Source organism: Streptomyces sp. NPDC094143 (assembly GCF_040303825.1).
In the GTDB taxonomy this organism is placed as follows: Bacteria; Actinomycetota; Actinomycetes; order Streptomycetales; family Streptomycetaceae; genus Streptomyces.
On the sequence record NZ_JBEOTZ010000034.1, the window covers coordinates 34,139 to 55,823 of the forward strand.

Genomic DNA, 21,685 nt, shown 5'->3' on the forward strand with positions numbered 1-21,685 from the left:
TCCCCGTGTGCCCCGGAAAGGTCCGTCCTCCCGGGTAGCGCGGTTTGAGCGATCAGGGGACGGTTACACGGAGGGCTCGAAGCACGCACAGCGCGAGGAGGTCGTGGACGCATGTCCGGAACGCAGCTCACCGTGACGCTCAGCGGCGGAGGCGCCGATGACGCACGAGCGGTCGTGCGGGCGCTGGAAGGCACGTTCGGCGCGCCGGACGAGTTTCCCGCCGACGAGAACGCGACGGTGCACACGGCGACCTTCGACGGCGAGGCGTCGTCGGGTCGTGGAGGAAACGGCGGGGAAGGTGGCGGGGAAGGCGGCGGGAGCCTGTCGGCGCCGGTGACGGTCACCGTGCAGGGCTCCCCGGAGGCGGTGCGACGGGCGAGCGACACCCTCGCCCGGGCCTTCACGGCACGCGACGACGGTGCCGCCTCCGGCGACCAGGAGCAGGAGAGGCAGCTGCTCCTGGAGCCGTGAGGGTCCCCTGGTCCGCTACCAGCGCGATTCCACCTGATCCTTGATCCGCCGGTCGTACAGGTCGCGGATCGCGGCCAGGGTTTCGGCGGGCAGCGCCGGCAGCCGGGCGGCGTCCGCGTTGGCCCGGGCCTGCTCGGGCGAGCGGGCGCCGGGGATCACGGTCGTGACGCCGGGCTGCTCGATAATCCAGCGCAGGGCCAGCTGGGCCGGCGTGTAGCCCTCGGGGGCGAGCGCCGCGAACTCGGCGGCGGCCTCGACCCCGGTGGCGTAGTCGACACCGGAGAAGGTCTCGCCCACGTCGAAGGACTCGCCGTGCCGGTTATAGGTGCGGTGGTCGTTCTCCGGGAAGACCGTGTCGCGCGTGTACTTGCCCGACAGCAGGCCGGAGGCGAGCGGGACACGGGCGATGATGCCGACGCCGGCCTCACGGGCGGCCGGGAGGACCTCGCGCAGGGGCTTCATGCGGAACGGGTTGAGGATGATCTGCACGCTGGCCACGTTCGGCCGGGCGATCGCGGTCAGTGCCTCCGCGCAGGTCTCGACGCTGACGCCGTACGCGGCGATGCGCTCCTCCTCCACCAGGGTGTCGAGGGCGTCGAACACCTCGTCCGTGGAGTAGACGGGCGTCGGCGGGCAGTGCAGCTGCACCAGGTCGATCCGGTCGACGCCGAGGTTGCGCCGGGAGCGGTCGTTCCAGGCGCGGAAGTTGTCGAGCACGTAGTTCCCGGGGATCTGGTCGACCCGGCGCCCCATCTTGGTGGCAACCAGGACGTGCAGGTCCGGCCTGCCGCTGAGGAAGGCGGCGATGGTCTGCTCACTGCGGCCGTCACCGTACACGTCGGCGGTGTCGAAGAAGGTCACCCCGGCCTCCGCGGCCGTCTCCAGTACCGCGAGGGCTGCCTTGTCGTCGACGTCTCCCCAGTCGGCACCCAGCTGCCACGTACCCAGACCGACGACGGAGGCGTGCTGACCCGACCTGTCGAATGTGCGCTCGTCCATGGGAGTCAGTCTGTCATCCGCCGCGGGTGTGCGCGGACCGGGCCGTCCGGCCCGCCCACCCCGCCGGATTCACTGGGCTCGATGGTGCCGATCGGCTGTTCGGCCCGCGCACCACGGGGTGCGGCGCCCCGCGCTCGTTGCGCGCCGGAGGGTCATTCCCCCGGCGACAGCGTCCGTGCCTGGACGGTCCCGGCCACCTTCGGACCCAGCCAGCGCTTGAACCGGCGCAGCGGCTCCAGTCGCCCGGCGGCCCGGTCCAGCCGGTAGTAGAGCTGGGGCGGCACGTGGGGCAGCAGGGGCGAGTGGCGCTGCCCGAGCAGGGCGAACATGCGCTCCGGGGGCAGGTGGATGTAGCGCGGGAGGTTCTCGTACCACTGGGCGCTGTAGCGGGCCGCGCTCTGCACGGGCAGCAGGGCCGCCGTGCGCTCGCGCTCGTAGTGGGCGAGGGCCTGCGGGAGGGCGGAGTGCTCACGCAGTGCGGTGGCCAGGGCGATGGCGTCCTCCAGGGCGAGGGTGGTGCCGGCGCCGATCGAGTAGTGCGTGGTGTGGGCGGCGTCGCCGAGCAGGACCAGGTTGCCGTGGTGCCAGGTCCGGTTGGTGAGGGTGCGGAAGGTCTGCCAGGGAGTCCCGCCGGGGCGTCCGAGCAGGGGGTGGCCCTCCAGGACGCCGGCGAAGAGCTGCTCCAGCAGAGCGCGTCCCCGGGCCTCGCCGACGCGGTCGAGGCCGAGCCCGGTCCAGGTCTCGGGAGCGCACTCGACGACGCAGGTGCCGCGGTCGGGGCCGTAGCCGTAGCCGTAGCACCAGATCCAGCCGTGGGCGGTCTCCACGAAGGCGAAGGTGAAGGCGTCGAAGGCCTTGGTGGTGCCGAGCCACAGGTACCGGTTGCGCCCGGCCGTGAGCCGGGTGCCGAAGTGCGCGGCGCGGCGCGTGCGCAGCTCGCTGCCGACGCCGTCGGCCGCCACGACCAGGTCGGCCTCCGGCGGCCCGGCGGCGGTGATCTCACGGGCGTACTCCAGGCGCACTCCGAGGTCGCGGGCGCGTGCGGCGAGGATCTCCAGCAGGCGGTGGCGGCCGATGCCGTGTCCCTCGTCGCCGCTGTGCCGGGTCGTGCGGTCACCGACGTGGGCGACCCCGTCGCGCCAGCGCACGGAGTGGGCGCCGAGCGCGCGGGCAGACTCGGGGTCCTGTTCGTGGAGCCGGTCGAGCAGTCCGCGCCAGTACGTCACGCCCCAGCCGTAGGTCGAGCCCTCCGGGTCGCGTTCGTAGACGGTGATGTCGTGGGACGGGTCCTGCCGCTTGAGCAGGATCGAGAGATACAGACCGGCGGGCCCGCCGCCGACGCAGGCGACCTTCACGCACACCCCTGAGGACTACCGAGAGCTGTCAATGGAGGACGCAGAGTAGCAGTACGAAAGCGTCATCGGCCGGAGCGCGGAATCGCGCCAGTCTCCCGGCGTGACCCGCACCACGACCATCAGGGGCCCCGGGGAGAAACATCCGCCACGGCACCCCTCACGGGCGGAATTTCCCCGTCCGCACGGGTCCGCGCACCACCGGCGACAAGATCACCTTGGTTCAACCTTGCACGACATAAGGGGAATTGCCCGGATCGCAGCCAACCGGCTCGCGTGGATTTCTCCCGGAACCGGACGGGGCGGTAGGCATGCGGTGCCCTCACCCGAACGAACCCAGGAGATCCGTATGCCGGAACTCAGCCGTCGCCGTGCGCTCACCGCCGCGGCCGTCCTCGCCTCAGCGGCCGGAGCCCTCCCCGCCCTCGCGCCGGCGGTCGCGGCCGCCGGCCGACACCCCGGCTCGCCGGAGGCCTTCGACGAGGTCTACAAGGGCCGCCGGATACAGGGCAGGCCGGCCACCGGGGCCGGTCACCACCATCACGGCGCGGGCTACGCCGTGTTCGTCGACGGGGTGGAGCTGCACGTGATGCGCAACGCCGACGGCAGTTGGATCAGCGTCGTGAGCCACTACGACCCGGTGCCCACCCCGCGGGCCGCCGCCCGCGCCGCGGTGGACGAACTGCGGGGCGCGCCCCTGCTGCCCTTCCCCGCCAACTGGCCCCTTCGCACGGCACCTGGAGCACCCGCACATGGCAGTCCGCAAGAACCAGTCCGCCCTGACCGCCGACGAGAAGCGGCGTTTCGTCGCCGCGCTGCTCGCACTGAAGCGCAGCGGCCGCTACGACGAGTTCGTCACGACGCACAACGCGTTCATCGTCTCCGACACCGACGACGGCGAGCGCACCGGACACCGCTCGCCGTCGTTCCTGCCCTGGCACCGGAGATTCCTGCTGGAGTTCGAGCGGGCGCTGCAGTCGGTGGACGCGTCGGTGACGCTGCCGTACTGGGACTGGACCGTCGACCGTTCGCCGCGTGCCTCGCTGTGGGCGCCCGACTTCCTCGGCGGGACCGGGCGGGAGCGGGACGGCCGGGTGCCGGACGGGCCGTTCGCCGCGTCCGCCGGGAACTGGCCGATCAACGTGCGCGTCGACGGCCGTACCTTCCTGCGCCGCTCGCTGGGCACCGCCGTGCGGGAGCTGCCGACCCGGGCGGAGGTGGAGTCGGTGCTGGCCATGCCGGCCTACGACATGGCGCCCTGGAACAGCGCCTCGGACGGCTTCCGCAACCACCTGGAGGGGTGGCGGGGCGTCAACCTGCACAACCGCGTCCACGTCTGGGTCGGCGGCCAGATGGCCACCGGTGTCTCGCCCAACGACCCGGTGTTCTGGCTGCACCACGCGTTCATAGACAAGCTGTGGGCCGAGTGGCAGCGGCGGCACCCCGGCTCCGGTTACCTGCCGGCCGCGGGCACGCCGAACGTGATCGACCTGCGCGAGACCATGCGGCCGTGGCACGACACGAGCCCGGCGGACCTGCTGGACCACACGCCGCACTACACGTTCGACGCCTGATCAGACCGGCGCGCCGGTGCGGCACTCCGGGTGGCCCCACCCGCTGTCGTTCTTCGCGATGGGCTCGCCGGCCGCGTAGGCGCGGCCGCACTGGCAGCGGCCGGGGAACTTCGCCTTGATCGTGCGCGCGGGCCCCTTCGCGGCGGACGCCTTGCCCGTGCGGGCGGCGCCCCCGCGGGCGCGCGGCGCCTTGGCCGGGACGTCCGGGGCGGGCGGCGGCTCGGGCGAACCCAGGCCGCTGCCCGCGGGCTCCTGCGCGGTGGCGGCCTGGCTGGCGGCACGGTCGGCGAAGTCGTTGAGCCGGTCGCCGTCGACCTGGTGGGCGGGCACGTAGCGGAACTCGACCGAACGGCCGTCGAGCAGTTCGTCGATGCGGACCACGAGCTCCTGGTTGGCGACCGGTTTGCCGGCGGCCGTCTTCCAGCCGTTGCGCTTCCAGCCGGGCAGCCAGGTGGTGACGGCCTTCATGGCGTACTGGGAGTCCATCCGGACCTCCAGCGGCACGTCCGGGTCGGTCGCCGAAAGCAGCCGCTCCAGGGCCGTCAGCTCGGCGACGTTGTTGGTGGCCCTGCCGAGCGGCCCGGCCTCCCAGCGCACCGGGCTCTCCGAGGCGTCGGCCACCACCCAGGCCCAGCCGGCGGGCCCCGGGTTCCCCTTCGAAGCCCCGTCGCACGCGGCCACCACACGTTCACGCATGCGCCCGATCATGCCATGGCCGCGCCGGCCGTCCGGCCGCCAGGGGGCGGCTAGGACACGTCGGTCAGCTTGGGCATGTCGCCCTCGGTCGTGGTGATGTCGATGAGCGAGAGGTTCGCGCCCTGCGGGTCGCTGATGGAGGCGAACCGGCCGAACGGGGTGGTCATCGGACCGAACCACAGCACCCCGCCGAGCTCGGTGGCCTTCGCGACGGCCGCGTCGCAGTCCCCGACGGTGAAGTAGACGTTGATGTACGGCGGCATCTCGGGCGGGAAGTCCTCCGTCATCCTCATCCGGCCGAGCACGCTGCGTTCGCCGAGGTCGTAGACGCGGAAGTCCACCTCGCCGTCCTCCATGTCCCGCTGCCGGTAGGAGAAGACGGCGGGGAAGAACGCGTCGGACTTCTCGGGCTCGCGGGTGAAGACCTCGGCCCAGACGTAGGCGCCCGGTTCGGCCATCGACTGGAAGCCCTCGTGGGTGCCGGCCTGCCAGACGCCGAAGACCACGCCGCCCGGGTCGCGGGCCAGGCACATCGTGCCGAAGTCGCCGACCCGCATGGGCTCCATCAGCACCTGGCCGCCGTGGTCGCGGATCCGGCCGGCGGTGGCGGCGGCGTCCTCGGCCGCGAAGTACAGGCACCACTGCGACAGGCCCTCCTGGCCGTCCTGGCCCGGCATGGGCGGGACGACGGCGGCGACCGCCTTGCCGTCGGCGTAGGCCTCGGTGTAGTCGCCGTACTCGGTGGACGACTCGGCGAAGGTCCAGCCGAGGAGTTCGCCGTAGAAGCGCTTGGCCCCTTCGAGGTCACGGAACATCGCGTCGGCCCAGCACGGGCTTCCTTCGGGTTGCACGGCCATGGCTGCGGCCCTCCCCGGACGGTTGAATGGTCCGTCTCCTCACGCTAGTCACCCCCGGGCGGGCCCGCGCGCCGAAACGGGTCGGGGGCCGGTGCGCGAGCGGCGGCACGCGGAGTGTCCGGCGGATGTCTTCCGCCCGGCCGCCCGCCGTGCTTGCCTGAGGGCCGTTTCGGTGGCCGGGGCGGGAGTTGCCGTATGCGCAAGCCGTGGGTCGTGGGAGTGCTGCTGGCCGGGCTGCTGCTCGGCGGTTGCGGGGATCCGGCGTCGGAGCCGGACGCTCCCGTGCCGACCGCCCCGCGCGCCTCGGCCCCCACCCAGCAGCGTGCCCCCGCCTCGCCCGCCTCCCCCGCCGCGAAGCCGCGGAAGGCGCCCCGGGTGCTGTACCTCGGCGACTCGCTGGCCATGGAGAACCAGAAGGTCCTCGGACAGCAGCTGCGCCGGGACCTGCAGGCCGAGTACACCAGCGCCCCGTACTCCGGCACCACGCTCTGCGACTACCTGGAGGGCACGGCCGAACGGTCCCTGGTGCCGGCCGCCGACAAGGCCGCCGCGCTGGTGCGCAGGCTGCGGCCCGACGTGGTGGTGCTGCAGTTCTGGGGAAACTCCTGGGGCTACACGCCGTGCATGGACGGCATCACCTACGACGAGTCCCCGTCGCGGTACTTCACCCGCTACGCCACCGACGCGCGCCGGCTCACCGAGCAGATCGGCGCCGCCGGGCGCGGTGCGGGCCCCGAGATCGTCTGGGTGGCGCAGGGCCCCGACCCGATCACCCCGGACCGGGTCCGGCGCGTCAACGCGCTGTACGCGGAGCGGGCCGCCGCCTCCGGCGGGCGGGTGGCGGACGCCGGGAAGGCGGTGAGCCCGGCCGGCGGCCGCTACACCTGGACGCAGTACCTGCCCTGCACCGCCTCCGAACGGGCCCGCCCCGGCTACTGCACCCAGCCGTCGCGCGGTCGCACGGCCCTGCACCGCGACGACGACTACCTGCACTTCTGCCTCGCGCCCACGACGTCCCGGCCCAAGCCCTGCCCGGTGCGATCCCCCGGCATCCTGCGCATCGCCCACGCGATCGCGAAAACCGTTCGACAGTCGGTGCGTTGACCGCTCGAATGGGGCGCCATGAGCGCGTTACGGATGCATGCGGACGAGGTAGACCTCGATGCCCGGCTCGTCGGCCGGCTGGTCGCCGAACGGTTCCCGCGGTGGGCGGGGCTGCCCCTGCGGCGGCTGGAGTCCTCCGGGACCGAGAACGCCATGTTCCGCCTCGGCGCGGACAAGGTCGTACGGCTGCCCCGGCATCCGCGCGCCGTCGAGGCCGTCGAACACGAACTGCGCTGGCTGCCCCGGCTGGGCCCGGCGCTGCCCGCCGCCGCGCCCGAGCCCCTGGGGCGGGGCGAGCCCGGCCCCGGCTTCCCGTGGCCCTGGTCGGTGTACCGCTGGCTGGACGGCCGCAGTCCGGTGCCCGGGGCGCTCGACGCTCCCGAGGCGCTCGCCCGGGACCTGGCGTCGTACGTCAGGTCCCTGCGCCGGGTCGACGCGTCGGACGGGCCGGCCGGCTGCCGCGGAGTGCCCCTGGCGGCCCGGGACCGCTCCGTGCGGGAGGCGCTCACGCAGCTGGCCGGGCGGGTCGACACCGCGGCGGTGGCCCGCCGGTGGGAGGAGGCCCTGCGCGCGCCGGCGCACTCCGGGCCGCCGGTGTGGGCGCACGGCGACCTGATGGCCGGGAACCTGCTGGTCACGGGTGGGCGGCTGAGCGCGGTGATCGACTTCGGGACGGTGGGCGTGGGTGATCCCGCCGTCGACCTGATCAGTGCCTGGTGTGTGCTGCCCGGCGAGGTCCGCGGGCTCTTCCGCGAGGCCGTCGGCGCCGGGGAGGCCGAGTGGGCGCGCGGCCGGGGCTGGGCCCTGTCCATCGCGGTCGTCGCGCTGCCGTACTACTGGGACACGAACCCGCCGGTCGCGGAGAACTCCCGGCATGTGATCGCCGAGATTTTGGCCGAGTCCGCGTAGGGGGTGGCCGGCGCGGCCCGCCCGCCCCCCCGCTTCCGGCGGTCCGTCACTCGCCCGCGTAGGCCCTCTCCAGGGCGGCGATGTCGAACTTGCCCATGGCCATGAACGCCGCGGTGACACGGGCCGCCTTCTCCGGGTCGGGATCGGTGACCATCTCGTCCAGCCGGTCCGGGACGACCTGCCAGGACACGCCGTACCTGTCCTTGAGCCAGCCGCAGGGGCCCGGCTCGCCGCCGTTCTCGGTGAGCTTGGCCCAGTAGTGGTCGATCTCCTCCTGGTTCTCGCAGAAGATCATGAAGGAGACCGCCTCGCTGAACCGGAACTGAGGGCCGCCGTTGAGCCCGAGGAACCGGTGGCCGTTGGCCGTGAACTCGACCGTCATCACGCTGCCGGCGGGCTGCATCGCGCCCTCGGGGTAGCGCGCGACCTTGCCGATGCTGGAGTTCTTGAAGATCGAGACGTAGTGGTGCGCCGCCTCCTCGGCCTGGCCGTCGAACCAGAGACACGTGGTGAAGCCGTCGGTCGCCATGGGGTCCTCCCGGAGCGTGTTTCGCTGTCATCTGTGTCGACCGCCCGGCGCCCCGGAACTCATCGGCCCTGCGGGATATTCGTTCGGCCGCGTTCCGGCACGGCCTAGCATCGCGGCCATGACGATCTCCCCGCCCGCCGGCAGCGACATCCGGCCCTTCCGGCTCGACATCCCGCAGCGCGACCTCGACGACCTCCACGACCGGCTCGACCGCACCCGCTGGCCGGACGAGCTGCCCGGCACGGGATGGGCGTACGGCGTGCCGACGGCGTACCTGCGCGAGCTGGCGGCGTACTGGCGGCACACCTACGACTGGCGGGCCGCGGAGGCGCGGCTGAACGCCTGGCCCCAGTTCACGACCGTCATCGACGGGGCGACCGTCCACTTCGCCCACGTCCGCTCCCCCGAGCCGGACGCCACCCCACTGATCCTGACGCACGGCTGGCCCGGCTCGATCGTGGAGTTCCTGGACGTGGCGGGGCCACTGGCCGATCCGGCCGCCCACGGCGGTGATCCGGCTGACGCCTTCCACGTGGTGGTGCCGAGCGTCCCGGGCTTCGGGCTGTCCGGGCCGACCACGGACACCGGCTGGGAGGCGGGCCGGGTGGCCGACGCCTGGGCGGAACTCATGCGGCGGCTCGGCTACGAGCGGTTCGGCGCGCAGGGCGGCGACTGGGGTGCGGCGATCTCCCGCGAACTGGGACGCTCCCACCCCGACCGGGTGCTCGGTGTGCATCTCAACCTGCTGCCGGGCGCCCAGGCGGTCACCGAACCGACCGCGGAGGAACTGGAGCCGCTCGGCCCCCAGGAGCGGGAGCGCACCCTCACCTCCTGGCGGCGCTGGAGCGAGTGGTCCCGCGAGGGCACCGGCTACGCGGTCCTGCAGGCGTCGCGCCCGCAGACCCTCGCCTACGCGCTCACCGACTCGCCCGTCGGGCAACTCGCCTGGATCGTCGAGAAGTTCCAGGAGTGGACCGACTCGCGTGAGGTGCCGGAGGAGGCGGTGGACCGGGACCGGCTGCTCACCAACGTGATGCTCTACTGGCTGACGGGCACGGCGGGTTCGTCCGCCCGGATCTACTACGAGCGCGCGCACGCGACGGGCCGCGCCGCGATGCCCGCCGAGCCGTCCACCGCCCCGACGGCGGTGGCCCTCTTCCCGGCCGAACTCCAGCTGCCGCTGCGCCACAGGGCGGAGCGCACGGAGAACCTGGTGCGCTGGACGGAGTTCGACCGGGGCGGGCACTTCGCGGCGATGGAGGAGCCCGACCTGCTGGTCGGCGACGTGCGGGCGTTCTTCCGGCAGGTGCGCGAGCAGGGCTGAGCCCGGCGCTCTGCCGGCAGCGGATCTGCCGAGGGCAGAGAAAGCGGCCGGCGGGGTCGTCCGAGGTCGAGAGTGGAGTCGACGGCACGTCAGGTCCGGCACCACGAGGAGAACCGATGACCCCACTCACGACACTCGCCCCGCGGGCGGAGGAGGGCGACACCCCTCCGACCCGCTTCGACGACCAGCTGGCCGCCCAGCTGCTGGCCCAGCGCATCGTGCTGCTGGGCACCCAGGTCGACGAGGTCTCCGCCAACCGGGTCTGCGCCCAGCTGCTGATCCTGTCGGCGGAGGACCCGCGCACCGACATCAGCCTGTACATCAACAGCCCCGGCGGGGCGGTGCACGCGGGCCTCGCCATCTACGACACGATGCGGCTCGTCCCGAACGACGTGTCGACCCTGGCCATGGGCTTCGCGGCCAGCATGGGCCAGTTCCTGCTCAGCGTCGGCGCGCCCGGCAAGCGCTACGCCCTGCCGAACGCGCGGATCATGATGCACCAGCCGTCCGCGGGCATCGGCGGCACGACCGCCGACATCGAGATCCAGGCGCAGAACCTGGAGTTCACCAAGCGGACCATCGAGCGGATCACCGCCGAGCACACCGGCCAGAGCCCGGAGACCATCTCCCGGGACGGCGACCGGGACCGCTGGTTCACGGCCGAGGAGGCCAGGGAGTACGGCATGGTGGACCGGGTCGTGGAGTCCCTCGCGGACGTCGTCCCGGCGGCGGCACGGCCCAGGATGGGGCTGCGGTGATGGGGAGCTACACGATTCCGAACGTCATCGAGCGGACCCCGCAGGGCGAACGGTCCTTCGACGTCTTCAGCCGGCTGCTGAACGAGCGGATCATCTTCCTCGGCACAGAGATCGACGACGGCGTCGCCAATGTCGTCATCGCGCAGCTGCTGCACCTGGAGTCGTCGGCGCCGGAGACCGAGATCGCCGTCTACATCAACTCCCCCGGCGGCTCGTTCACCTCGCTGATGGCGATCTACGACACCATGTCGTTCGTGCGGGCGCCGATCTCGACGTGCTGCGTCGGGCAGGCGGCCTCGACCGCCGCCGTGCTGCTGGCCGGCGGGGATCCGGGGCGGCGGTTCGTGCTGGAGCACGCGCGCGTGCTGCTCGGGCAGCCGGCCACCGCGGGGCAGCGCGGCATGGTCTCCGACCTGGCCCTGCAGGCCAAGGAGATGGTGCGGATCCGCTCCCAGGTGGAGGAGGTGCTGGCGCGGCACACCCAGCACGACGTGGCGACCCTGCGGGCCGACATGGACCGCGACAGGGTGTTCACCGCACAGGAGGCGGTGGCCTACGGCCTGGCCGACGAGGTGCTCAGCCGGCGCCCGCAGACGGTCTGAGGCGCCGGCCGGGCGGGCGGGCTCAGGCGGCCAGGCACAGTCCGTCGTGCGACGACGTAGACGCCCCGCGCCGGTCGCCTGCCGCGTACCGCGAGGTGACGCGGGTCAGTTCGCCCCGGGCCCGGTACAGCAGGTCGCCGAGGCCCAGTCCGAGGGCGTGGGCGGCGGCCGCGAGGACCTCCGAGGAGGCCTCCTTGCGGCCGCGCTCCACCTCCGACAGATACGGCATGGAGATCCGCGCCGCGTCGGCGACGTCCTTGAGCGTGCGCTCCTGTGCGAGGCGTTCCCGGCGCAGGACGTCCCCCACCAGGTCACGCCACAGGGGCTCCTTCGCGGCCGGAGCCGGGGGACCCTGGCGCGGCGGGGCCGCGGGCCGGGCTCCCTGGGGGCGGGCGCCGTGCGGGCGCAAGGGGATGACGCGGGCTTCGTTCGGCAGGTGATCGGTCACCGCTCCAGCCTAGGAACCCTGGCCGACAGGGGAAGTACCCGGCGTTTCGCCCACGGTGAATTCGGTGGGCATGGTGCGCGACATCCCGGGTACCCGCAACTCGGGAGTACCTATGCAGATGTCCGCCGTGACTGTCGGGAGAGGTAATGGAGACCGCCGTGATCCGGTCGAAGGCACAGGTTGTCGAAGAGAACGCCGAGGCCAGCACGGGTGACGGAGCGCTGCCGGGAGTCGTGGACCCGCGGTCCGTCGCCCCGCGGGACGCCCGCGAGCTGTCCCGTCAGTTCTTCCAGCGCCTGACGGAGCTCGAGGAAGGTACGCACGAGTACCAGTACGCGCGCAACACCCTGATCGAGATGAACATGTCGCTCGTGCGGTTCGCGGCCGGCCGTTTCCGGGGCCGCGGCGACGACATGGAGGACATCGTCCAGACGGGCATGATCGGCCTGATCAAGGCGATCGACCGGTTCGAGCTGTCGCGGGAGGTCGAGTTCACCTCTTTCGCGCTGCCGTACATCGTCGGCGAGATCAAGCGGTTCTTCCGGGACACCACGTGGGCGGTGCACGTGCCGCGGCGGCTGCAGGAGCTGCGCGTGGAGCTCGCCAAGGCGCGCGAGGAGCTCGCCAGCCGTCTGGACCGCGAGCCGACGGTCGCCGAGCTGGCCACGCTGATGAACATCTCCGAGAAGGAGGTCGTCGAGGGGCAGATCGCCTCCAACGGCTACAACTCGTCGTCGCTGGACGCCGCGCTCACGGGCGACGGGCCGGAGGGCGGCGAGGCCGTCCTGGCCGACTTCATCGGCGTGGAGGAGGACGGGCTGCGGCTCGTCGAGGACTTCCACTCGCTCGCCCCGCTGATGGCGGAGCTCAGCGAGCGGGACCGGCAGATCATCCACATGCGGTTCGTGGAGGAGGCCACCCAGGCGGAGATCGGTGAGCGGCTCGGCTGCTCCCAGATGCACGTCTCCCGCCTGATCAAGCGGATCATCACCCGGCTGCGGCAGGGGATGCTCGGCGAGCTGGGCTGCGCCTGACGCCGACGGCGGACCGGCAGACGGCGGAGCAGCGGGTGTCGTCCCACATGCGGGAGTGGGACGACACCCGCTTCTTTGACGGCACCCGCTTCTTTCGTGCCCGGGCCGGGCACGGACCGGGACGCTCACCGGCGGTCCAGGGCTCCGGGCGGCTCTTTCAGCGGCCCCGGCGGCTCATTCAGCGGTCAGCGGCAGCACGGCGCGCACCCGCTTGCCCACCGGCACCCGCTCCACGCTGACCTGCTCCGCCAGCGCATGGACGATCTCCAGGCCGTGCCGGCCGATGCGCTCGGGGTTGCGGGGGAAGATACGGGGCAGGGCGGAGCTGCTGTCGTAGACCGACACGGTCACGGCCGTGTCGGTGCCCGTGAGCTCCAGGATGTACGGCCCGTTGCTGTGCCGGTCGGCGTTGGTGACCAGCTCGCTCACCACGAGCAGCACGGCTCCGTCGACGCGCTCGTCGACGCGCGCGCACCACTCGGTCCTCAGTTGCTCGAGGAAGAGCGCGGCGAACGACCGCGCCTCGGCGATGCATCCCTGCTCGCCGGAGTAGTGTGCCGCCCGCCTCAGCGGTTCCACGGGCACGTCGAAACCAGTCGGTATCACTGCCCCGTCCACGTGGTCGATCATACTTTTCTCTCTGGGATGCCGGACTGGCCGGACGCTCTGCACCAGTGCTCGTACCCCGAGCCGCGCCGTGCAGTCCTGGCAGTCCCGGGCCGTCCGGTGCGCGAAGCATTGTCCCCCGCGTGCGGGGCACCCGGTAGGACATCGGGGCCGGCCGACCGCGGCCGGGCGGATCACCGGAGGTGCGCGGTGGCCTGGTGGGTATGGCTGGTCATAGTGGTCGCGGCGCTCGCCGCCGTCACGGCGGGGACACTCGCCGTGCAGGCCAGGCGGCGGTCCGGAACGGTGATCGCGGTGCGGCGCAGGCCCGGCGGGAAGGGGCTGCGATGAAGGAGCTGATGGCGGCGCGGAGCCTGACGACCCTGCCGGTGGTCACGCTGGGCGGGGACGCCGTCGCGCAGATCAAGGACACCGTCTTCGACGCCGCGGGCGGGCGCATCACCGGCTTCACGCTCAGTGGCCGTGGGCTGCTGAGCGGCCCGCTCAAGCAGAGCCTGCCGTGGTCGTCGGTGCATTCGCTGGGGCGGGACGCCGTCATGGTCCGCGACGCGCTCGCCCTGCAGGACACGTCCGCCGTGGTGGCGCGCCGTGAGGCCCAGCAGGGCCGGGTGCTGCACGCCAAGGTGCTGACCGACGAGGGCGCCGAGGTCGGCACGGTGCTCGACGTGGTCGTCGAGGGCGGCACCAGCGGCCAGGTCGTGGGCTTCCGGATCGCCGCGGCCAAGTCGCTGGTGCGCGGTTCCAGGCGCCGTCGGCACCGGGTGTACGTGCCGCGCGGCGAGACGCTCGCCGTCTCCGGCCGGGCTCTGGTCATCCCCGCCGACGCGGTCCGCTACGTCGCCGACGACCTGGCGGAGTTCACCGCCCGGGTCGGCGCCTTCCAGGACGAACGCGAAGGGACGCCGTGACGATGCTGTTCTCCGAGGCACGGGGGCTGCCGGTGCTGACGCTGGACGACGCGCAGGAGCTCGGCGCGGTGCAGGCGCTGACGGTGGACGCCGCGTCCGGGGTGGTCACGCACGTCCGGGTGCGGGGCCCGCACCGCAAGGAGACCGTGCTGCCCTGGGGCGCCCTGCACGCGCTCGGCCCGGACGCCGTACTGGTGCGCTCGGCCGCGGCACCGGCCGAGGTGCCGCCCCACCACGAGCTGCCGGGCCTGCGGATCCTCGCCGAGACGGGCGACCAGCTCGGCACGGTCCAGGACGTCGCGTTCGAACCCGGCACCGGCCGCCTCGAAGCGGTCCTCACCACCCACGGCGACCTGCCGCCCGACCGGCTGCTCGGCCTCGGCGAACACGCCCTGGTGGTCCGCGCCGCCTAGGGCCTGTCGTCTGGATCAGGTCGCAGGACGGTGACGGTACTGTTCCGCGTCCGCGGCGTGATCCGAACGACAGGCCCTGGGGCCGCGGGCCGGGCGTCAGGATGCCGGGGCCTGGTCCGTCGTGCCGCTGTCCGTTCCGCCGTCCGTTCCGCTGCCCGTGTCGCTCCCGGTACCGGTGCCCGGGTCGTTGCCCGGCGGCGGCGGGGACTCGGACGAGGGCGGCTCACTCGGCGGCTCGGGTGAGGTCTCCGTCTCCGTCCCTGTCTCCGTCTCCGTCTCCGAGGACGGCGGTTCGGTCGTCGGTGGCCCCGTCGAGGTCGACTCGGTCTGCGACGTGGGCGTGGTGACGCTCACCGACGGAGACGGCTTGTCCGGCTTCTCGGTCTTGCGGTCCTTCGTGCCCGTGTCACCCTTGTGCCGCTCGAACCACTCGCCGTCGGGCTCGCACATGACGAAGACGTCGACCGGCTCCGGCGCGGGCGTCACCATGACCACCTTGGCGTTGTCGTAGCCGGGCCACTCGTCGCCGGTCGTCTTCGGCGCGGTCTGCTGGGCGACCGGCGGGGAGAGCGGGTTGCCGCAGGCGCAGCGCACCCGGGGCACGCCGCGGTCGTCGACGAGGACGGCCGTGCCGGTCTGGAGGACGGCCTGGTAGCTGGTGGCGGCGCCGTCCTTGTAGCCGTGGTTGGTGACACGGGTGTCCATGCGCAGCTGCACCGGGGTGAGCGAGCGCAGGTAGGCGGGGACGTCGGAGGTCTCGACGCGGACGACCGAGGCGAAGGCCCGCTGCTTGTCCGCGGCCCCCTCGAAGTACGTGATCTGCTTCTCCACGTCGCAGCTGGCCACGTTGCGGGTGCCGCCGTAGAGGCCGGGCGCCCCGCCCTGCACGCCCTGGACGGTGTTCCGCGGGGCCAGTTCCGTGGGTGAGGGCGAGACCGGCGAGGCGGAACTCTCCTTGGCCGTGGACTCGGTGAACGGGTCGGGTCCGGTGTCGGCGGCGGGCTGCAGGAAGATCTCGCCCTGGGACGTGCTGGTGCCGCCGTCGGACGCGCCGGTGCCGCCGCCGTCCGGCCGGGACAGCACGACGGCGACGATCACGGCGGCCACCACGGCGGTGGCGACGATCGCGACCCGGGGCACCGATCCCCACCAGGGGCGGCGGGGCTCCGGCCCCTCGCCGCCCCCGCCGCCGGCCGGCTCGGAGGGCGGGCCGCCACCGGGCGGCGGCTGGGAGGGGCCCGACAGCGGGCCGGAGGGAGGTCCTGTGGGGCGGCCGGACGACGGCGGTTCGACGCTCACGAGCTCTTCTTCCCGCGTGGATTCTTCAACGACTTACACAGGCTCGGGATGGTTCGTCCCGGTTTACGCCGCTACTTCCACTACGTGTTCATTGTGTGCTCCGGCCCCAGGGGCCCCGCAAGCCGACGCGGACGGACCCGCCCGGCGGGCGGGCGGCACGGGTGCTGCTTAGCGTGGCAGCGTGAGTCCGCGCCCCCTTTCCGACCAGGCCCGTCCGTCCCGTGAGCGGGCCGTCGCCCGCCACGGCTGGGTACCCGCCCTCGTCACGGTGGTCGGCGCGCTGCTCGCCATGGCGGTGGTGTCCGCCCTCGGCCTCTGGGCGGCCGGGGCCGCGGATCTGCCCGACGGCGCGTTCGCACCCGTGGTCGCGGCGACCGTGGTCACCGCCGTCGGCGGCACCGTGCGGCTCGCCGGCAACGCCGGTGACCTCGCCGGCACCCAGGCGGACCTGACGGTCATCCCGCTGTCCGTCACCCTCACCGGGGCACTGATCATCGCCTGGGGCTTCCTGCGGCCCCTGCGGCACCGCGCGGTCGCCGGTGCCGCCGAACTGGCCGGCTGGGCCGGCCGGGTCGCCGCCCTGTGGCTGCTCGCGCTGATCGGCGTGACGCTCGCCGCCCGCCACACGTTCGGCATCTCCCTGGGCGACGACGCGCTGGGCGAACTCGGCGACCTGTTCGGCGCCTCGCCCCGCGTCGGCTTCACCGCGGACGTGCCGCTGTCCGTGTTCGTCGGGGTGGTGTGGCTGGCCGGAGTGCTGGTGGTCGCGCTGCTGGTGTCGCGGCGGGCGCCGCTGCCGGGCAGGTTGCTGCGCTTCCAGGCGTCCGTCCGGCCGGCCGCGTACGCGATGGTGGCGCTGCTGCTCGCGTACGTCGTGATCGGCGTGGTGATCGCCCTGATCGTGGCGGCGACCCGTGGGCATGCGGCCGAGACGTTCGCGGTGATCCTGCTGGGCCTGCCCAACCTGGTGTGGCCGGCCCTGACCATCGGTCTGGGCGCCACCTGGAACGGCAGGGTGGAGGGCCCGTTCGGGCTGCCCATGCCGCACGTGCTGGACGAGGTGCTGCGCACGCCGGACATCTCCGAGCTGAACCTGCGGACGCTCTCCGAACACGACGGCCGGGTGTGGTGGCTGCTCGTCGTGGACGTCGTGCTGCTGCTGGCCGCCGCGTTCGTGATGGCGGCCCGGTCGCCGGCCCGGATGCGGGCCTGGCAGCACGCCGTGCACATGGCGGTCGCGCTGGCGCTGACGGTGTTCATGATCTGCCTGGTCGGGCGCGTCTCCGCGCACTACGGGCTGTCCGTGCTCGGCATCGGCGACCTGGGCGGCGGTCTGGCGGGCGAGTTGTTCCTGCGGCCCCGGCTGTGGGGCGCGGTCGGGCTGGCCGTGTCCTGGGGGCTGGTGACCGGGTTCGCCGGGGCGCTGCTGGCGCGGCACGTGCGGCGGCGCGGCCAGGTGCGCCCGGAGGGGCAGGTCTGAGGCCGGGCGCTACCTGCGCGGCACGAAGACCGGTTCGGCCCAGCGCGGGGGTTGCCTGGCCGGCTCCGGCCCGCCCTGCGGCCGCACCTCCACGCCGGTGGCGCGGCGTACGGGCCCGGCCTCGCCGCCGGTCGTCGCGGCACGCAGCGCGGCCACGAAGGCGAGGCAGGACGGATACCGGTCGTCGGGGCTCTTGGCGAGGGCCTTGGCGAGGACCGGGTCGGCCTGCGGGGGGATGCCGGGCCGGGCGTCGGTCAGCAGCGGCGGTTCGTCGTACTGGTGCGCCCACAGCAGGGCCATGTCGTCGTCGCGCACGAAGGGCGGGTGCCCGGCCAGGATCTCGTAGACGACGCAGGCGAAGCCGTAGACGTCGCAGCGGGCGTCGACCGGTTTGCCCGAGATCTGCTCGGGGGCGACGTAGTCGAGCGTGCCGACGAACTGGCCGACCGTGGTGAAGCCGGTCAGCGACAGGGACTTCTTCGTCAGGCCGAAGTCGGTGAGGTAGACGTGCTCGGGGTGGTCGCTGTCGGTGCCGCGCGCGACGAGGATGTTGCCGGGTTTGACGTCGCGGTGCACCAGGCCGTGATCGTGGGCCGCGTCGAGCGCGGAGGCGACCTGGGCGGCGACGCGGACGGCGGTGGCGGGCGGCAGCGGGCCCTCCCGGTCGAGGACGTGCCGCAGGTCGCTGCCGGGGACGTACCGCATGGCGATGTACAGCACGCCGTCCGTCTCGCCGGCCTCGAACACGGGCACGATGTGCGGGTGGTCGATGGCGGCGGCGGCCCGGGACTCGTGGGTGAAGCGGCGCCGGAAGGTGTCGTTGCGGGCGAGTTCCGGGGCGAGCAGCTTCAGCGCGACGGTGCGTTCCAGGCGCAGGTCACGGGCCCGGTAGACGACGGCCATGCCGCCGCGCCCGATCTCCTGCTCGATCCGGTACCCGGCGATCTGCCGCCCGATCAGCTCGGAGGGCCGCCCCGAGAACAGGCCCGTCTCCCGGCTCAACGGCCCTCACCCTCGGACCGCACGATGCGCGTGGGTTCCTGCCCCACGACCCGCGTGGCCGGCGCCCCACCCGCCCGCTGCGCCTCCTCGGCCGCCTCGGTCTCCTCGGTCTCCTCGGAGGACACGACCCGGGTGGGCTCGGGGGCGGCCGGGGCCTCGGGGGACACCACGCGCGTGGGCTCGGGACCCACGGGAGGCCCGGGCGACACCACCCGTGTCGGCTCGGGACCCGCGGGAGGCCCGGGCGACACCACCCGTGTCGGCTCGGGAGCCTCGGGGGCGGCCGGTGGCTCCGAAGGGACCACCCGGGTCGGCGGCGCGTCCGGCGGCCGGGACGGCCGTGCCGCACGGGGCAGCTCGTCGAGGTCCTCCGGTGGCACCACCCGCGCAGGGGGACGTACCGGGGGTGTCCCGGCCGGGCGGTGCCCGGGGTCGCTGCGAGGCGTCTCGTCCGCCGCGTACGTGGTGAGCTGGGTGCCGTCGGCGTACACCCAGTGCCCGTGGGCGGCGTCGTAGAGCCACATGGACTCGCCGTCGATGACGACGCCGATCCGCAGTCCCCGGGTGCGGTTGCGGAAGGACTCGCCGTCGAGACCGCCCGCGAGGTCCTCGACCGCGGAGCGGTAGCGCGAGAGGGCCTCATCCGCGCGGGCCAGCAGTGGACGCGGATCGGCGGTGCGGGTGAGCGGCCCGTCCGTGGTGGGCGGATCCTGCGGTACGGCGACCAGCCGGCGTCCGTCGACCCAGGCCGACCAGCCGTTGAAGCACAGCACGTGGCCCCAGTCACCCTGCCGTTCGAGGAGCTGCACCGGCAGCAGCGGGTCGAGATCCGCGGTGGGCCGTGCCGAGTCGGGGGCCTCCCAGGCCGGCATCCCGTGCTGCGGGACGACGTGAGTGGGCCGGAAGCCGGGAGTCGTCATGGGCGCTCACTGCTTCCGCATCACGGCCGGTTCGTGCCGGCGCAGCAGCCGGGACACGAGGAACCCGAAGAGCACCGACAGCACGACTAGCATGCCGACGTCGATCAGCCAGGTGCCCGCCGAGTGCTCGAAGAGCGGGTCGTCGGTCAGGTCGTCGGGCACGATCCGGGAAAGACCGACGGTGCCCGCCATCGCGGCGAGTGCCCAGCGCGCCGGCACCAGCCAGCCCAGCTGCTCCAGCCCGGGCACGCCGTCCAGTTTCAGCAGGGCACCGCAGAAGACGACCTGGACGATGGCGATGAGCACGAGCAGCGGCATCGTCACCTCCTCCTTGCGCACCAGCGCGGAGATGAGCAGGCCGAGCATCATCGCGGTGAACGCCAGCAGGGCGACGGCGATGGTGATCTCCACCAGGGGCGGCATCAGCACGCCCTCGCCGCCCGGGGCGTTGAGGTCCACGCCGAGCAACGCCACCAGGGTCAGCACCACCGCCTGCAGCACGGTGATGACGCCCAGGACGACGACCTTGGACATCAGGTACGCCGATCTGGACAGGCCCACCGCGCGCTCCCGCTGGTAGATCACCCGTTCCTTGACGAGTTCGCGCACGGCGTTGGCGGCCCCGGTGAGCACGGCGCCGACGCACAGGATGAGCAGGGCGTTCATCGCCGTGTCGGAGGTGAGTTTCCCGCCCGCGAGGGCCCGGGCCATCACGCCCATCACGAACGGCAGGGCGATCATGATGATCAGGAAGGTGCGGTCGGCGCCCAGCGCGGAGGCGTACCGGCGCACCAGCGTGCCGAGCTGCGCGGAACGGCTGCGCGGCCGGGGCGGCGGGGTGATGACGACGGGCTCGGAACGCGGTTGCGAGGGCTGGGCGGACGCGTCGGCGACGTAGCGGCGGTGCGATGGCGAGGCGAGGTAGTCCCCGGCCCAGTCCCGCTCGGCGTCCCGTTCGAAGGCCTCGAAGGCCTCCGGCCACTGCTCGAAGCCGAAGTAGGGCAGGGCGTCCTCGGGCGGCCCGTAGTAGGCGGTCTTCCCGCCGGGCGCGAGGACGAGGAGCCGGTCGCACACGTCGAGGCTGAGCACGCTGTGGGTGACGACGATGACGGTCCGGCCGTCGTCGGCTAGACCGCGCAGCATGTGCATCACGGAGCGGTCCATGCCGGGGTCGAGGCCGGAGGTGGGCTCGTCGAGGAAGAGCAGCGACGGCTTGGTCAGCAGCTCCAGTGCCACGCTGACACGCTTGCGCTGGCCGCCGGAGAGGCTGTGCACATGCTGGTCGGCGCGCTGTTCCAGGCCCAGTTCACGGATCACCTCGTCCACCCGGGCCTGCCGTTCGGCCTTGGCCGTGTCCTGCGGGAAGCGCAGCTCGGCGGCGTAGGACAAGGCCTTTCTGACGGTCAGCTGGGAGTGCAGGATGTCGTCCTGCGGGACCAGGCCGATGCGCTGGCGAAGTTCGGCGTAGTCGCGGTAGAGGTCGCGGCCGTCGTAGAGGACGGTGCCGTGGTCGGCGGGGCGCTGGCCGGTGAGGGCGTTGAGGAGCGTGGACTTGCCCGCGCCGCTCGGGCCGACGACGGCGAGCAGGCACTTCTCCCCCACCGGGAACGACACGTGGTCCAGCAGCGTCTTGCGGCCGCGGTCGACGGAGACCGCGAGGTCCTGCACGTCCAGGGAGACCTCGCCGGTGTCGACGTACTCCTGGAGCTCGTCGCCGACGAGGCAGAACGCCGAGTGGCCGATGCCGACGATGTCGCCCTGGCCGACCGGGGCGGTGGTGACCGGACTGCCGTTGAGGTACGTGCCGTTGTGGCTGCCGAGGTCGGTGATCTCGTACGTGCCGTCGGGCAGGGCGCGCAGTTCGGCGTGGCGGCGGGAGACGACTAGGTCGTCGATGACGAGGTCGTTGTCGCCGGCGCGGCCGATGCGGACGGTGCGCGAGGGCAGCGGCCGCACGGTCGTGGGCGCCCGGTAGGTGCCGGTCAGGGCGGGCATGGAGACGGCGGAGGGGCGTTCCGGGGCTCGGCGGCCCGTGAGGACGACGCGCGGTCCGTCGGCGGGGTTGCCGAAGCGGATGACGCTGCCGGGTCCTACGTCCCAGGCGTGGACGCGACGGCCGTCGGCGTAGGTGCCGTTGGTGCTGTTCTCGTCCTCGATGGTCCAGTGGCCGTCCTCCGGCCGCAGCACCGCGTGGTGCCAGGAGACCCGGTCGTCGTCGATGACGATGTCGCTCGCCGGGTCACGTCCCAGGTGGTAGTCGCGGCCCGGGATCATCACGGTGGAACCCGTCTCCGTCTCCAGGACGAGCTCTGGTGCTACCGACGGTTGCGCCATGGCCAAGATTCTACCGATATGCCCAGCTATGCGCCTTGGCAGACG

23 protein-coding genes and 1 pseudogene are annotated in these 21,685 nt (G+C 73.1%); 13 read left to right on the forward strand and 11 right to left on the reverse strand.

Annotated features, from left to right (window positions below; all coding sequences use genetic code 11):
- Positions 1–111: 111 nt before the first annotated feature.
- Complete coding sequence (locus ABTZ58_RS32160; RefSeq protein ID WP_351364425.1) at positions 112–471, forward strand: hypothetical protein; 360 nt, start codon at positions 112–114, stop codon at positions 469–471.
- A 15-nt stretch (positions 472–486) separates the two neighbouring features.
- Here the strand turns inward: ABTZ58_RS32160 and ABTZ58_RS32165 are convergent, their stop codons facing one another.
- On the reverse strand, positions 487–1,470 hold the full coding sequence (locus ABTZ58_RS32165; RefSeq protein ID WP_351364428.1) for an aldo/keto reductase: 984 nt from the start codon (positions 1,468–1,470) through the stop codon (positions 487–489).
- A 152-nt stretch (positions 1,471–1,622) separates the two neighbouring features.
- The gene (locus ABTZ58_RS32170) at positions 1,623–2,825 is read right to left on the reverse strand and encodes an FAD-dependent monooxygenase (RefSeq protein WP_502996160.1); all 1,203 of its coding nucleotides are present in this window, start codon (positions 2,823–2,825) and stop codon (positions 1,623–1,625) included.
- A gap of 346 nt (positions 2,826–3,171) precedes the next feature.
- On the opposite strand from ABTZ58_RS32170, the pseudogene melC1 reads away from it, so the two are divergent.
- Positions 3,172–3,540 (forward strand): annotated as a pseudogene (melC1, locus tag ABTZ58_RS32175) (apotyrosinase chaperone MelC1); the annotation flags it as partial.
- A 34-nt stretch (positions 3,541–3,574) separates the two neighbouring features.
- Positions 3,575–4,396, forward strand: a complete 822-nt coding sequence (gene melC2 / locus ABTZ58_RS32180) for a tyrosinase MelC2 (protein ID WP_351364434.1) — start codon at positions 3,575–3,577, stop codon at positions 4,394–4,396.
- Here the strand turns inward: melC2 and ABTZ58_RS32185 are convergent, their stop codons facing one another.
- Both ABTZ58_RS32185 and ABTZ58_RS32190 read right to left on the reverse strand, forming a co-directional pair.
- The gene (locus ABTZ58_RS32185; RefSeq protein ID WP_351364437.1) at positions 4,397–5,104 is read right to left on the reverse strand and encodes a ribonuclease H family protein; all 708 of its coding nucleotides are present in this window, start codon (positions 5,102–5,104) and stop codon (positions 4,397–4,399) included. It lies immediately after the preceding gene.
- Positions 5,105–5,142: 38 nt separating this feature from the next.
- Entirely contained in the window at positions 5,143–5,949 is an 807-nt protein-coding gene (locus ABTZ58_RS32190; RefSeq protein ID WP_351364440.1) for a VOC family protein, read from the reverse strand.
- A gap of 195 nt (positions 5,950–6,144) precedes the next feature.
- Here ABTZ58_RS32190 and ABTZ58_RS32195 point away from each other — a divergent pair, with 195 nt between their 5' ends.
- Both ABTZ58_RS32195 and ABTZ58_RS32200 read left to right on the forward strand, forming a co-directional pair.
- A complete protein-coding gene (locus tag ABTZ58_RS32195; protein WP_351364443.1) occupies positions 6,145–7,053 on the forward strand; it encodes an SGNH/GDSL hydrolase family protein in 909 nt (302 codons plus the stop codon).
- An 18-nt stretch (positions 7,054–7,071) separates the two neighbouring features.
- A complete protein-coding gene (locus ABTZ58_RS32200) occupies positions 7,072–7,962 on the forward strand; it encodes an aminoglycoside phosphotransferase family protein (RefSeq protein ID WP_351364446.1) in 891 nt (296 codons plus the stop codon).
- A 46-nt stretch (positions 7,963–8,008) separates the two neighbouring features.
- Here the strand turns inward: ABTZ58_RS32200 and ABTZ58_RS32205 are convergent, their stop codons facing one another.
- The gene (locus ABTZ58_RS32205; RefSeq protein WP_351364449.1) at positions 8,009–8,491 is read right to left on the reverse strand and encodes a VOC family protein; all 483 of its coding nucleotides are present in this window, start codon (positions 8,489–8,491) and stop codon (positions 8,009–8,011) included.
- 118 nt (positions 8,492–8,609) lie between these two features.
- Here ABTZ58_RS32205 and ABTZ58_RS32210 point away from each other — a divergent pair, with 118 nt between their 5' ends.
- The 3 genes from ABTZ58_RS32210 to ABTZ58_RS32220 all read left to right on the forward strand — a co-directional run bounded on the left by ABTZ58_RS32210 (position 8,610) and on the right by ABTZ58_RS32220 (position 11,175).
- Entirely contained in the window at positions 8,610–9,815 is a 1,206-nt protein-coding gene (locus ABTZ58_RS32210) for an epoxide hydrolase family protein (RefSeq protein ID WP_351364452.1), read from the forward strand.
- A 116-nt stretch (positions 9,816–9,931) separates the two neighbouring features.
- Complete coding sequence (locus tag ABTZ58_RS32215) at positions 9,932–10,573, forward strand: ATP-dependent Clp protease proteolytic subunit (protein ID WP_351364455.1); 642 nt, start codon at positions 9,932–9,934, stop codon at positions 10,571–10,573.
- Positions 10,573–11,175: a ClpP family protease gene (locus ABTZ58_RS32220; protein WP_351364458.1), complete on the forward strand. Its 603-nt coding sequence runs from the start codon at positions 10,573–10,575 to the stop codon at positions 11,173–11,175. The genes ABTZ58_RS32215 and ABTZ58_RS32220 overlap by 1 nt, the downstream gene beginning before the upstream one ends.
- 22 nt (positions 11,176–11,197) lie before the next feature.
- Here the strand turns inward: ABTZ58_RS32220 and ABTZ58_RS32225 are convergent, their stop codons facing one another.
- Entirely contained in the window at positions 11,198–11,623 is a 426-nt protein-coding gene (locus tag ABTZ58_RS32225; protein WP_351364461.1) for a helix-turn-helix domain-containing protein, read from the reverse strand.
- Between the two features lie 146 nt (positions 11,624–11,769).
- Between ABTZ58_RS32225 and ABTZ58_RS32230 the strand changes: the two genes are divergently transcribed.
- Complete coding sequence (locus tag ABTZ58_RS32230; RefSeq protein WP_311678957.1) at positions 11,770–12,657, forward strand: RNA polymerase sigma factor SigF; 888 nt, start codon at positions 11,770–11,772, stop codon at positions 12,655–12,657.
- A 174-nt stretch (positions 12,658–12,831) separates the two neighbouring features.
- On the opposite strand, the gene ABTZ58_RS32235 is transcribed toward ABTZ58_RS32230, so the two are convergent.
- Positions 12,832–13,287 (reverse strand): ATP-binding protein, encoded by a 456-nt coding sequence (locus tag ABTZ58_RS32235; protein ID WP_351364465.1) that lies wholly within the window; start codon positions 13,285–13,287, stop codon positions 12,832–12,834.
- Between the two features lie 186 nt (positions 13,288–13,473).
- On the opposite strand from ABTZ58_RS32235, the gene ABTZ58_RS32240 reads away from it, so the two are divergent.
- From ABTZ58_RS32240 to ABTZ58_RS32250, 3 genes are read left to right on the forward strand one after another with little or no spacing between them, the layout of a single operon-like run.
- Positions 13,474–13,614: a hypothetical protein gene (locus ABTZ58_RS32240; RefSeq protein ID WP_351364467.1), complete on the forward strand. Its 141-nt coding sequence runs from the start codon at positions 13,474–13,476 to the stop codon at positions 13,612–13,614.
- The gene (locus ABTZ58_RS32245; protein ID WP_351364470.1) at positions 13,611–14,192 is read left to right on the forward strand and encodes a PRC-barrel domain-containing protein; all 582 of its coding nucleotides are present in this window, start codon (positions 13,611–13,613) and stop codon (positions 14,190–14,192) included. The genes ABTZ58_RS32240 and ABTZ58_RS32245 overlap by 4 nt, the downstream gene beginning before the upstream one ends.
- Before the next feature lie 2 nt (positions 14,193–14,194).
- Entirely contained in the window at positions 14,195–14,605 is a 411-nt protein-coding gene (locus ABTZ58_RS32250; protein WP_351364559.1) for a PRC-barrel domain-containing protein, read from the forward strand.
- A 96-nt stretch (positions 14,606–14,701) separates the two neighbouring features.
- Here the strand turns inward: ABTZ58_RS32250 and ABTZ58_RS32255 are convergent, their stop codons facing one another.
- On the reverse strand, positions 14,702–15,904 hold the full coding sequence (locus tag ABTZ58_RS32255) for a DUF6777 domain-containing protein (RefSeq protein WP_351364473.1): 1,203 nt from the start codon (positions 15,902–15,904) through the stop codon (positions 14,702–14,704).
- 181 nt (positions 15,905–16,085) lie between these two features.
- Here ABTZ58_RS32255 and ABTZ58_RS32260 point away from each other — a divergent pair, with 181 nt between their 5' ends.
- A complete protein-coding gene (locus tag ABTZ58_RS32260) occupies positions 16,086–17,384 on the forward strand; it encodes a streptophobe family protein (protein WP_351364476.1) in 1,299 nt (432 codons plus the stop codon).
- 9 nt (positions 17,385–17,393) lie between these two features.
- On the opposite strand, the gene ABTZ58_RS32265 is transcribed toward ABTZ58_RS32260, so the two are convergent.
- From ABTZ58_RS32265 to ABTZ58_RS32275, 3 genes are read right to left on the reverse strand one after another with little or no spacing between them, the layout of a single operon-like run.
- On the reverse strand, positions 17,394–18,386 hold the full coding sequence (locus ABTZ58_RS32265) for a serine/threonine-protein kinase (protein WP_351364479.1): 993 nt from the start codon (positions 18,384–18,386) through the stop codon (positions 17,394–17,396).
- Positions 18,383–19,306: a hypothetical protein gene (locus ABTZ58_RS40290; RefSeq protein WP_502996161.1), complete on the reverse strand. Its 924-nt coding sequence runs from the start codon at positions 19,304–19,306 to the stop codon at positions 18,383–18,385. Before ABTZ58_RS40290 ends, ABTZ58_RS32265 begins: the two co-directional genes overlap by 4 nt.
- A 6-nt stretch (positions 19,307–19,312) precedes the next feature.
- Positions 19,313–21,640, reverse strand: coding sequence for an FHA domain-containing protein (locus ABTZ58_RS32275; protein ID WP_351364482.1), 2,328 nt, complete (start codon positions 21,638–21,640; stop codon positions 19,313–19,315).
- Between the last annotated feature and the right edge of the window lie 45 nt (positions 21,641–21,685).